At 54.3% G+C, this 11,760-nt stretch carries 9 protein-coding genes; 8 read left to right on the top strand and 1 reads right to left on the bottom strand.

The genetic code is table 11. From position 1 onward, the window contains the following. The first annotated feature begins 6 nt into the window (after window positions 1–6). A complete protein-coding gene (gene qseB / locus ACQE32_RS10700) occupies window positions 7–669 on the top strand; it encodes a quorum sensing response regulator transcription factor QseB (RefSeq protein ID WP_426973761.1) in 663 nt (220 codons plus the stop codon). Then, window positions 666–2,015, top strand: a complete 1,350-nt coding sequence (gene qseC, locus ACQE32_RS10705) for a quorum sensing histidine kinase QseC (protein ID WP_427021770.1) — start codon at window positions 666–668, stop codon at window positions 2,013–2,015. Before qseB ends, qseC begins: the two co-directional genes overlap by 4 nt. A gap of 260 nt (window positions 2,016–2,275) precedes the next feature. Here qseC and kup read toward each other — a convergent pair whose 3' ends face one another. Beyond that, a complete protein-coding gene (gene kup, locus ACQE32_RS10710; RefSeq protein ID WP_250651258.1) occupies window positions 2,276–4,144 on the bottom strand; it encodes a low affinity potassium transporter Kup in 1,869 nt (622 codons plus the stop codon). A 265-nt stretch (window positions 4,145–4,409) separates the two neighbouring features. Between kup and ravA the strand changes: the two genes are divergently transcribed. The 6 genes from ravA (at window position 4,410) to rsmG (ending at window position 11,611) form a co-directional block, all read left to right on the top strand. Further along, a complete protein-coding gene (gene ravA, locus ACQE32_RS10715) occupies window positions 4,410–5,906 on the top strand; it encodes an ATPase RavA (protein WP_426973763.1) in 1,497 nt (498 codons plus the stop codon). After that, complete coding sequence (gene viaA, locus ACQE32_RS10720; RefSeq protein WP_426973764.1) at window positions 5,903–7,363, top strand: ATPase RavA stimulator ViaA; 1,461 nt, start codon at window positions 5,903–5,905, stop codon at window positions 7,361–7,363. Before ravA ends, viaA begins: the two co-directional genes overlap by 4 nt. A gap of 130 nt (window positions 7,364–7,493) precedes the next feature. Continuing rightward, window positions 7,494–7,955: a transcriptional regulator AsnC gene (gene asnC / locus ACQE32_RS10725; protein WP_085069191.1), complete on the top strand. Its 462-nt coding sequence runs from the start codon at window positions 7,494–7,496 to the stop codon at window positions 7,953–7,955. A gap of 155 nt (window positions 7,956–8,110) precedes the next feature. Further along, window positions 8,111–8,551: an FMN-binding protein MioC gene (gene mioC, locus ACQE32_RS10730; protein WP_426973765.1), complete on the top strand. Its 441-nt coding sequence runs from the start codon at window positions 8,111–8,113 to the stop codon at window positions 8,549–8,551. 443 nt (window positions 8,552–8,994) lie between these two features. Further along, window positions 8,995–10,884: a tRNA uridine-5-carboxymethylaminomethyl(34) synthesis enzyme MnmG gene (mnmG, locus tag ACQE32_RS10735; RefSeq protein WP_250651262.1), complete on the top strand. Its 1,890-nt coding sequence runs from the start codon at window positions 8,995–8,997 to the stop codon at window positions 10,882–10,884. Between the two features lie 109 nt (window positions 10,885–10,993). Further along, window positions 10,994–11,611 (top strand): 16S rRNA (guanine(527)-N(7))-methyltransferase RsmG, encoded by a 618-nt coding sequence (gene rsmG, locus ACQE32_RS10740; RefSeq protein WP_426973766.1) that lies wholly within the window; start codon window positions 10,994–10,996, stop codon window positions 11,609–11,611. Window positions 11,612–11,760: the final 149 nt, after the last annotated feature.

Here is an 11,760-nt window from a genome sequence, read left to right on the forward strand (position 1 = left end):
AACCCCATGCGTATTCTGTTAATTGAAGACGATCGTTTAATTGGTGATGGCATCAAAGCCGGGCTGGGCAAGCTGGGTTTTAGCGTTGACTGGATAATAGATGGCGAGCAGGGAATGGCGGCGCTGAAGTCAGCCACCTATGATGCCGTTGTGCTGGATCTCAGCCTGCCACAGCGCGACGGTATGGATATTTTGCGCAGCTGGCGTAGCCGCGGCGAAGATATTCCGGTACTGATTTTAACCGCGCGCGATGCGGTGGCGCAGCGAGTAGAAGGATTGCAGCAGGGCGCGGATGATTATCTCTGCAAACCTTTTGCGCTGAGTGAGGTGGCGGCACGCCTGCAGGCGCTGATCCGTCGACGCCACGGCCAGCTACAGCCTACCTTAACCCACGGCGCGCTGACGCTGGATCCCGCTGCGCGTACCGTCACGCTGGATAATGTGCTGATCGAACTGAAACCGCGCGAGCTGGCGCTGCTGGAGCTGTTTATGCTCAATGCGGGACGGGTGCTGACGCGGGCGCAGCTGGAGGAGAAGCTTTACAGTTGGGATCAGGATGTTTCCAGTAACGCGGTAGAAGTACATATTCACCATCTGCGTAAAAAGCTGGGCAGCGCTGCTATTCGTACGGTGCATGGCGTGGGCTATACGCTGGGGGCAACGCCATGAAACAGATGAGCCTGCGTGCCCGGCTGATGAGCGGCTTTTTGCTGCTAACAGCGATCTGCTGGGGAGCGGCGAGCGTCAGCGCCTGGTTCCAGGCACGTCATACCATTAACGAGCTGTTTGATACGCAACAGATGCTGTTTGCTAAGCGGCTAATTACGCTTCATCCCACAGATCTGAGCCGTTCCGCCCTGCCGGATACAAAAAAGGTCTTGTCCGATCATCGTGGCCAACAGGAGGACGATGCATTGGCTTTCGCCATTTTTAATCGTGTGGGAAAGCGGGTGTTTGACGACGGCGACAAGGGTAAATATTTTCTTTTTGAGCCCAATTATCGCGGTTTTCGCGACGGTAAGCTGCGCGACGATAACGACCTCTGGCGCATGGTGTGGCTGAATACGCCCGATGGGCAGTATGTGGTGGTGGTGGGTCAGGAGTGGGAATATCGTGATGAAATGGCCGGCGCGGTGGTACGCAGCACGCTGCTGCCATGGCTGTTTGCGTTGCCGCTGATGCTTATCCTGCTGCTATGGCTGCTGCAACGCGAGCTGGCACCGTTAAAACAGATTGCCCACCAGCTTCAGCGCCGCTCACCGGATGATGCCGCCGCCCTTAGCGCAACCAGGCTGCCGTCTGAAGTGAAGCCCATGGTCGATGCGCTGAACGATCTGTTTTCACGGATTCATCAGATGCTGCAACGCGAACGGCGTTTTACCTCTGATGCTGCCCATGAGCTACGCAGCCCGCTGGCGGCGCTGAAGGTACAAAGCGAAGTGGTACAGCTGGCGCATGACGATGCTGAAATGCGTCAACATGCGCTGATTAATCTGGATGCCGGGATCGATCGCGCAACGCGGCTGGTGGATCAGCTGCTAACGCTCTCTCGCCTGGATGCGCAGCGGTCGCTGGTGGAAAGTGAAACCGTTGATCTGGCGCAGCTAATGCAGCGAGCGATTGTAGAGCAGGATGCCGTCGCGCAGCGAGCCGGCATTACCCTGCGGCTGGAAAACCAGGCGGGCGACGCGATCCATTGTCAGGGTCATGCGCTGCTGCTCTCGCTGCTGCTGCGTAATCTACTGGATAATGCCATCCGTTACGGACGTCGCGGCGGCACGGTGACGCTGACGCTGCGTCAACAACAGCTGGAGATTAGCGACGACGGGCCTGGCGTCAGTGAAGAGGCGCTACAGCGCATCGGCGAACGTTTTTACCGTCCGCCAGGGCAGGAGAAATCAGGCAGCGGGCTGGGGTTATCGATCGTGCAGCATATCGCCGCGATACATGGCATGCAGATGCGGCTGGCGAGTCGACCACAAGGCGGCTTCAGCGTGACGTTCGATCTGCCGTAAGAAAAATATGGATGTCTTTATGGATGATATTAAATAGCCATAAAAAATCGATGTACCACATTTTCAGACCACGCGGAAATGCAAAGCGCGGGGAGTTCAGGCAGAAGAGTAAAGCGTCCCGCGCCATGGACGGCGCGGGCCGAGCTGTCAGGGATGACGCTTTTTACGTCTTTACGATCGGCCTGAACTCCTTCGCGCAGGCACGTTTTTCACCTATTTATTTACCCAAAAGCCGTCGTAACCGCCCTCAGATTATCGCGCTAGATTTCTACCTGCGTGCCCAGCTCAATCACCCGATTCGGCGGGATCTCAAACTGATCGGGCGCGCGCAGCGCGTTACGCTGCAGCGCCAGGAACAGCTTGCCGCGCAGATGCAGATACCAGGGACGTTTGCCGATGATCAGCGATTCGTGTGACATAAAGAAGGAGGTTTCTGTCATACGACAGTTAAGTCCTTCCAGACCACAGCGATGGAAAATCTCTTCCATATTGGGCGTTTCCCGCCAGCCATAGCTGCCTACGACGCGCCAGAAGGTCGGCGAAAGCTGCTCAATGGTCACACGGCGAATATTATGTACGTAAGGCGCATCTTCGGTACGCAGCGTCAGCAGCACCACGCGTTCATGCAGCACCTTGTTATGTTTCAGGTTATGCAGCAGTGCAAAGGGAATAACATTCAGCGCGCGCGACATATAAACCGCAGTGCCCGGCACACGCACTGGCGGCGATTTCTCCAGCGAGGCAATCATCGCTTCAAGGGAGTTGCCGTGCTCATGCATGCGGCGCAGCAACCGGAAACGTTCGCTTTTCCAGGTGGTCATGATGACAAACATCGCCAGCCCCAGACAGAGCGGCAGCCAGCCGCCGGAAAAAACTTTAATCAGGTTGGCCGAGAAAAGCGGAATATCAATACACAACAGCCCTAACAGGATTGCTCCCACCAACAGACGGTTCCAGTGCCAGTTTTTAACCGCCACCGTACAGACCAGAATCGACGTCAGGATCATGGTTCCGGTCACGGCGATACCGTAAGCCGCCGCCAGATTGCTGGAGTGTTCGAAGCTGATAATCACAATCAGCACCGCATAGTAGAGCAGCCAGTTAATCACCGGGATATAGATCTGGCCGGACTCCTCTTCTGAAGTATGAATAATGCGCATCGGCGGCAGATAACCCAGACGTACCGCCTGACGCGTCAGAGAAAACACGCCAGAGATCACCGCCTGTGAGGCGATAACCGTGGCTAATGTAGCGAGAATCAACATGGGAATCAGCGCCCAGTCCGGCGCCAGCAGGAAAAAGGGGTTTTTAATCGCTTCCGGATGCTCCAGCAGCAGCGCGCCCTGACCAAAATAGTTCAGCACCAGTGAAGGAAGAACAACGCTAAACCAGGCCAGACGAATCGGTATTTTACCGAAGTGTCCCATATCCGCATACAGAGCTTCCACGCCGGTTATCGACAGCACCACCGCGCCCAGCGCAAAGAAAGAGACCTGTTTATATTCAAGAAAGAAATGCACCGCCCAGCTGGGGTTCAGCGCCTGCAGCACTTCCGGGTTATGAAAAATGCTGCGCGCGCCCAGCACCGCCAGTACGCCAAACCACAGCAGCATTACCGGAGCAAACAGCTTGCCGACCATGCCGGTGCCATGCTTCTGAATAATAAACAGCAGCGTCAGCACGGTAATCGACAGCGGCACAATATAGGCATCCAGCGAAGGCGCTGCGATTTCAAGACCCTCAATGGCCGACATCACTGAAATAGCAGGCGTAATTACGACTTCGCCATAAAAAAAACTGCCGCCAATCAGCCCCATAATGACCAGCACGGCGGTCGCGCGTCCGCCGGTATTGCGGCCTGCCAGCGACATCAGCGTGAGTATTCCCCCCTCTCCGGCATTGTCGGCACGCATGACATAGCTAATATATTTCAGCGACACCACCAGAATCAGCAACCAGAAAATCAGCGATAAAAAGCCAAATACGGCTCCTCGCTCTACGCCAAAGCCAAACTGCCCGGACAGGCACTCGCGTAGGGTGTAAAGCGGACTGGTGCCAATATCCCCGTAAACCACACCTATTGCCGCCAGCGTTACTGCGGCGAGAGGCTGCTTCTTATCAGAGCTCATAATGTCATCTTTTGTTGGAGCGAAGTAACGCATCTCTGCGCACGGCTCAAGCCATCAAAAAGCGCACAGTATGCCTAATTTTCTGCAAAAACCCACCCCTGAGTCTGGGCAGCTTTTGACATCTTTAAGCACTAAAAGCGCCGCTTCACCGTTTCACGATAAAAAAGCTGACGACTATCAACGCATTCAAGCATGATAGTCAGTAGTGTTTGCGCTCGCTAATCGGGTATTGCGTGTGCAGTAGTAACAGGATAATTGACTGATTATGGCTCAACCACATTTACTGGCCGAAAGAATTTCTCGTCTCAGCAATGCGTTAGAAAAAGGCTTATATGAACGTCATCATGCTATTCGCCTTTGTTTGCTGGCGGCACTTAGCGGAGAAAGCGTTTTTTTACTTGGTCCGCCTGGCATTGCCAAAAGTTTGATTGCCCGCCGCCTGAAATTCGCTTTCCAACATGCGCGCGCGTTTGAATATTTGATGACGCGTTTCTCCACGCCGGAAGAGGTGTTCGGCCCGCTTTCCATTCAGGCGCTGAAAGATGAAGGCCGTTATCAACGGCTTACCAAAGGTTACCTTCCCGATGCGGAAATCGTTTTTCTGGATGAGATTTGGAAAGCGGGCCCTGCAATCCTCAACACGCTGCTGACCGCTATCAATGAACGACGCTTCCGTAACGGCGATGGCGAAGAAACGATACCCATGCGGCTGTTGGTCACCGCCTCCAACGAACTGCCTGAAGCAAACAGCGGGCTGGAAGCGCTCTATGACCGAATGCTGATACGTCTGTGGCTGGATAACGTCCATGAAAAGCAAAATTTCCGGAATATGTTAATCCACCAGCAGGATGAAAACGCGAATCCTGTAGACAGCACGCTGTGCATTAGTGATGAAGAGTATCAGCAGTGGCAGGCCAGTATCATGCAGATGGCACTGCCGGAGCCGGTATTCGAACTGATTTATCAACTGCGTCAGCGGCTGGAAGCGTTACCGGATGCGCCTTATATCTCTGACAGACGCTGGAAAAAAGCGATCCATTTGCTGCAGGCCAGCGCCTTTTTCAGCGGCCGCCAGGCTATCGCGCCGGTGGATCTGATCCTGTTAAAAGATTGCCTGTGGCACGATCTCTCCTCAATGACGCTATTGGATCGCGAAATCGACACGTTAATGACGCAGCAGGCCTGGCAGCAGCAGTCGATGCTTATTCAGCTACAGCGCATTAAAGCGCGTCATCTGACGCTGGCGCAGCAGCAAAGCCTTGATCGGGCAATTCAACTCAAGAAGCATGGCGGGAGATTTAGCCGCAAAGCGCACTATGAACTCCCTGCTTCGCTTACCGCAGAGATACTGACGTTAATGCTGCAGCAGCCGCTGGTCCTGCATGAGATGCAGGTTACTCATGTGACCATTGCCCACGATGCCCTGCAACAGTGGCTGCAAAAAGGGGGCGAGGTGCGCGGTAAACTGAACGGCATCGGTTTCGCCCAGACGCTGGATTTGCAGGTAGACAGCAGCGATTGCCTGGTGCTGCGCGACGTCAGCCTGCAATCGTCCCGGCTGGCGTTGCCCGGCGACCTCGATCATGCGGCGCTACCGGCGGAAATCAGCGAGGCGCTGGACGCGCTGGAAGAGCAGCTGCGTAACCAACGCGCTCTCTTTACTCAGCATCAGCGCTGTCTGTTTATCAGCGACGACTGGCTGGCCCGTATTGAAAATAGCCTGCAGGATGTGGCTGAACAGCTAAAACAAGCCAGACGATGATCTCTCTGGATACGCTCAACGCGCTGCTGTCGATTAGCGAAGGAGACCTGATCGAAGATCTGGTGATTGTGCTAATGGCTTCGCCGCAGCTGGTACTGTTTTTTGAAAGCTTTCCCGGCATGAAGCAGGCGCTGATGCGTGAAATGCCAGGCCGCAGAGCGGAAATCATCGCGCATTTAAAGGCAGCGCCGGTGCCTGCTACACTGAATCAGGAGTTTAAACTGTTTCAGCACTATCAAACACTTGACCCACCGCATTTTACTGCCGCATTGCCTACTTTGCTCAACGACCTCGAAAAACTGGCTTCGCCTTTTGCGGAACAGGCCCGAATGCTGGCGGACAACAGCGATCGCCAGCGGTTAAGCCCGGCGCAGCACATGCTGTTTCTTCAGCGCTGGCGACTCAGTCTGACGCTGCAAACCATGACGCTGAATGAGCAGCTGTTAGAGGAACAGCGGGAAGCGCTGCTGGCTGAACTGCAGCAACGTATGGCCCTTAGCGGGCAGCTGGCGCCGTTACTGTCAGAAAACCAGGAGTCCTGCGCAGGCCGTCTGTGGGATATGAGCGCCGCGCCGTTACAGCACCACGATTATCAGCGGCTGGTGGAATATGGCGAGTTCCTGGCCGGGCAGCCAGAGCTGATGAAGCTGGCGCAGCAACTGGGCCGCAGTCGCGCCGCAAAAGCGGTTCCGGCACAAGAGGCACCGCCGGAAGCGCTGCGTCAGCAGATGCGCGAGCCTGCCAGCGTGCCGGAGGAGGTTAACGGGCTGCATCAGAGCGAAGATGTGCTGCGGCTGCTGCCTGCCGAACTGGCAACGCTGGGGATCAGCGAGCTGGAGCTGGAATTTTACCGGCGCCTGGTTGAGAAACGTCTGCTGACCTATCGCCTGCAGGGTGAAAGCTGGCATGAAAAAGTAACCCAGCGCCCGGTTAAACATCAGCAACAGGAAATATGTCCGCGCGGTCCCTTTATTGTCTGCGTAGATACCTCCGGCTCAATGGGCGGCTTTAATGAACGCTGCGCAAAAGCGTTCTGTCTGGCCCTGCTCAAAGTGGCGCTGGCTGACAAACGTCGCTGCTATATCATGCTGTTTGCGCATGAGGTGGTGGGCTATGAACTAACGGCGGAAGATGGTATCGCTCAGGCGATTCGCTTCCTTAACCAGCGCTTTCGCGGCGGTACCGATCTCGCCGCCTGTCTGGAGGCGGTGCTGCAACGTTTGCAGGGAGAAGCGTGGCGGGAAGCGGATGCGGTGATCCTGTCTGATTTTATTGCCCAGCGGCTGCCGGATGGGCTGATCAAAACGATCAAACATCACCAACAGCAGCATCAGCAGCGCTTTCATGCCGTCGCCCTGTCGGCACATGGTAAGCCAGGCATTCTGCGTATTTTCGATTATATCTGGCGCTTCGATACCGGTCTGAAGCAGCGCCTGCTGCGTCGCTGGAAGCGTTAGCGTCACCGGTAGATTGCCTTTGCTTTCCTCGTCGGCAACGGTAGGATGCCTCATGTCAGTCGGGCAACTTTTTGTTCGGCTCAGCGAATTATTCTTCTCTTTAATACTTAACCAACCGTGGAGCCTAACCGTGGCAGAAACGCTACAACTCGACAATTTAGATCGCGGTATCCTTAATGCGCTGCTGGACAATGCCCGTACCGCTTATGCCGAACTGGCCAAACAGTTCAATGTCAGTCCCGGCACGATTCATGTACGGGTGGAGAAAATGCGTCAGGCCGGCATTATCAAAGGCACACGGGTAGAGATCGACCCCAAACGGCTGGGCTATGACGTCTGCTGCTTTATCGGCATCATTTTAAAAAGCGCCCGCGATTATCCGGCGGCGCTGGCCAAACTGGAAGCGCTGGATGAAGTGGTGGAGGCCTGGTATACCACGGGTCACTACAGCATCTTTATTAAAGTGATGTGCCGATCTATCGATGCCCTGCAGTTAGTGCTTATCAACAAGATCCAGACCATTGACGAAATCCAGTCTACCGAGACGCTGATCTCCTTACAGAACCCGATCATGCGCACCATCAAGCCCTGATCTGTGCATAAACTTATCCCGATCGTGGAACCGCGCCGGACAGGCGGATCCACGCATTAACCCACATTAATCTTCCTGTTTTCCACAGGTAGATCCCAACCTGATCACAGCGTACAATGCTCGCTCTCGATGACAGCGCGTTGCAGGATCGCACCATGGCAGATATCACTCTTATTAGCGGCAGCACTCTTGGCAGTGCGGAATATGTTGCTGAACATCTGGCTGACAAGCTGGAAGAAGCGGGCTTTTCAACCGAGACGCTGCACGGCCCGGCGCTGGACGAACTTTCATTGCAGGGGCTGTGGCTGATTGTCAGTTCCACTCATGGCGCAGGCGAATTACCCGATAATTTGCAGCCTTTATATGAAGCGCTGGAACAGCAGCGCCCGGATCTCTCCGGCTTGCGCTTTGGCGCAGTGGGCATTGGCAACCGCGAATACGATCTTTTTTGCGGTGCGATCAAGCAGTTTGAGCAGTTGATCGTTAGCCTGGGGGCAAAACGCATCGGCGAACGACTGGAAATTAATGTCCTGGAACATGAGATCCCGGAAGATCCGGCAGAGGTTTGGTTAGAGAACTGGCGCTCACTCCTGTAAAAGGTACGATCAAAGCTGGGATCTCCGCCCTTTTTTCGGTCGATCCCCAGTTTTTTCCACTCTTTTTATCCCAGGATCCTTCAGTAAACTGTGGATAACTAGGCTTGAAAGGGTCTGATAACCGGTAGTTATCCAAGGTATAACCAGTGTTGCTTTTTTGCTCTGTGCATAACTCGCCATTTAGATCCCAGCTTATACGGATCAGGATCACCGATCATTCACAGCAAACGATCCTTATCAACTGATTGATCTGACTCTCAAAGCAGACCTTATCCACAGAAAACGGCGATCCTAATAAGAGATCTAACAAAGAGATCCTTTAAAGAATAAAGATCTTCTATTAAATACCCTGCGATCCCGACGCTTTCGTCACGCTATGAATTTGAGTAGAATCCACGGCCCAGGGCAATGATCCCTGATCGAACACTAACGAGGTATTTCCCATGTTTTATCCCGATCCTTTTGACGTCATCGTCATTGGCGGTGGTCATGCAGGCACTGAAGCCGCTATGGCTGCGGCCCGGATGGGTCAACAAACGCTGCTGTTAACCCATAACATCGATACGCTGGGGCAAATGTCCTGTAATCCGGCGATCGGCGGCATCGGAAAGGGACATCTGGTGAAAGAAGTGGATGCGATGGGCGGCCTGATGGCCAGCGCGATCGATCGTGCCGGCATCCAGTTTAGGATACTAAACGCCAGCAAAGGACCCGCTGTCCGCGCCACTCGCGCTCAGGCTGACCGGGTACTTTATCGTCAGGCAGTACGCACTGCGCTGGAGAATCAGCCCAATCTGATGATCTTCCAGCAGGCGGTAGAGGATCTGATCGTAGAAAACGATCGGGTGGTTGGCGCCGTTACCCAGATGGGACTTAAATTCCGCGCTCGTGCCGTTGTATTGACGGTCGGAACTTTTCTCGACGGAAAAATCCATATCGGCCTTGATAACTACAGCGGCGGTCGTGCAGGCGATCCACCGTCTATTCCGCTGGCGCGACGCCTGCGTGAATTGCCGCTACGCGTCAGCCGTCTGAAAACCGGTACGCCGCCGCGCATTGACGCCCGCACTATCGATTTCAGCGTACTGGCTCCGCAGTATGGCGACGATCCAATGCCGGTTTTCTCGTTTATGGGCGATGCTTCGCAGCATCCGCAGCAGGTTCCCTGCTACATCACCCATACCAATGAGCAAACGCATGAGGTGATCCGCAATAACCTCGATCGTAGCCCAATGTATGCTGGCGTAATCGAAGGGATCGGTCCGCGATACTGCCCGTCGATCGAAGATAAAGTGATGCGCTTTGCCGATCGCAACGCTCATCAGATCTTCCTTGAGCCGGAAGGATTGACCAGCAACGAAATTTATCCGAACGGAATTTCCACCAGCCTGCCGTTTGACGTACAGATGCAAATCGTGCGCTCAATGAAGGGCATGGAAAATGCGAAGATTGTGCGTCCGGGCTATGCGATTGAGTACGACTTCTTCGATCCGCGCGACTTAAAACCGACGCTGGAAAGCAAATTCATTCAGGGCCTGTTTTTTGCCGGTCAGATCAACGGCACCACCGGTTACGAAGAAGCTGCTGCACAGGGCATGCTGGCAGGTTTGAACGCCGGTCGCCTTTCTGCCGAGAAAGAGACCTGGGCTCCGCGTCGCGATCAGGCCTACCTTGGCGTACTGGTTGACGATCTGTGCACCCTGGGCACCAAAGAGCCGTACCGTATGTTTACGTCACGTGCCGAGTATCGTTTGATGCTGCGCGAAGACAACGCCGATCTGCGTCTCACGGAAACCGCTCGTGAATTGGGACTGGTTGATGACGCCCGCTGGGCACGCTTCAATCAAAAGCTGGAAAGCATTGAACTGGAACGCCAGCGTCTGCGTGATATTCATGTTCATCCTAAATCTGCTGATGTTGAGCAGGTAAATGCAGCACTGAATACGCCGCTGACCAAAGAGGCGAGCGGAGAAGATCTGCTGCGTCGCCCTGAGATGACCTATCAGCGCCTGATGGAGCTGGAAGGCTTTGGCCCGGCGCTGGCCGATCCGCAGGCGGCCGAACAGGTTGAGATCCAGGTTAAGTATGAAGGTTATATTGCCCGCCAGCAGGAAGAGATAGATCGCCAGCAGCGCAATGAAAACACGCTGTTGCCGGTGGATCTGGATTATCGCAACGTCAACGGACTGTCGAATGAAGTGATCGCCAAACTAAACGATCATAAACCCGGCTCGATTGGACAGGCGTCACGTATCTCCGGTATCACCCCGGCAGCCATCTCTATTTTGCTTATTTATCTGAAAAAACAGGGCTTGCTGCGTAAAAGCGCCTGATAATAAGGCGGGAAACCGCCTTATTTTTTCATCGGCGACCGCTCGCGGCTGGCAGAGCAAGATCGCGGTGACTTCTCCGCCTGCCCGCTTTTAGCAACTGGAATATCTTGTGATTAATAAACTGACTCAGCTGCTCAGCGCAGCCAACATTTCTCTGTCCGATCAGCAAAAACAGCAGCTGATTGGCTATGTTGAACTGCTGCATAAGTGGAATAAGGCCTATAACCTCACTTCGGTTCGCGATCCGCAAGAGATGCTGGTGCGCCATATTCTCGACAGCATTGTGGTTAACCCTTCTCTTATCGGGAACCGCTTTATCGATGTTGGCACCGGTCCGGGATTACCCGGCGTTCCCCTGGCGATTGTACGTCCCGATGCTCATTTCACGCTGCTGGATAGCCTTGGCAAGCGCATAAGGTTTTTGCGCCAGGTTCAATTCTCGCTCGGCTTACAGAACATCGAGCCAGTACAGAGTCGTGTGGAAGACTTCAGCGGCGAGCCCGCTTTTGACGGCGTCATCAGCCGGGCATTTGCTTCACTGAGCGACATGGTGAACTGGTGTCACCACCTCCCTGGCAGGGAAGGGCGCTTCTATGCGCTAAAAGGGCAGCATCCAGCGGAAGAAATCGCAGCTTTGCCGCCTCAGTTTAAGGTTATGGATGTGGTGGCGCTGAAGGTTCCACAGCTGGAAGGTGAGCGTCATCTGGTCATTATTGAGACGCTTTAGCTCTTCGTGCCATCCGGTGGTCACCTGATGGCGCTTTTATCGCGGTTGTCCTGATTAAAAAATGGCCGTTTGATTCTGTTTATTTTTACGATTCCCCGGCCACTTTTGTTGCATTCACGTTAAATGACCCAGTAGTCATTATCTGAAAC

Source organism: Pantoea sp. FN0302, from assembly GCF_050113775.1.
Taxonomy (GTDB): domain Bacteria; phylum Pseudomonadota; class Gammaproteobacteria; order Enterobacterales; family Enterobacteriaceae; genus Mixta; species Mixta alhagi.

Coding starts and splice junctions, on each gene's coding strand:
- qseB (WP_426973761.1), top strand. CDS start 7: ATGCGTATTCTGTTAATTGAAGACGATCGTTTAATTGGTGATGGCATC.
- qseC (WP_427021770.1), top strand. CDS start 666: ATGAAACAGATGAGCCTGCGTGCCCGGCTGATGAGCGGCTTTTTGCTG.
- kup (WP_250651258.1), bottom strand. CDS start 4,144: ATGAGCTCTGATAAGAAGCAGCCTCTCGCCGCAGTAACGCTGGCGGCA.
- ravA (WP_426973763.1), top strand. CDS start 4,410: ATGGCTCAACCACATTTACTGGCCGAAAGAATTTCTCGTCTCAGCAAT.
- viaA (WP_426973764.1), top strand. CDS start 5,903: ATGATCTCTCTGGATACGCTCAACGCGCTGCTGTCGATTAGCGAAGGA.
- mioC (WP_426973765.1), top strand. CDS start 8,111: ATGGCAGATATCACTCTTATTAGCGGCAGCACTCTTGGCAGTGCGGAA.
- mnmG (WP_250651262.1), top strand. CDS start 8,995: ATGTTTTATCCCGATCCTTTTGACGTCATCGTCATTGGCGGTGGTCAT.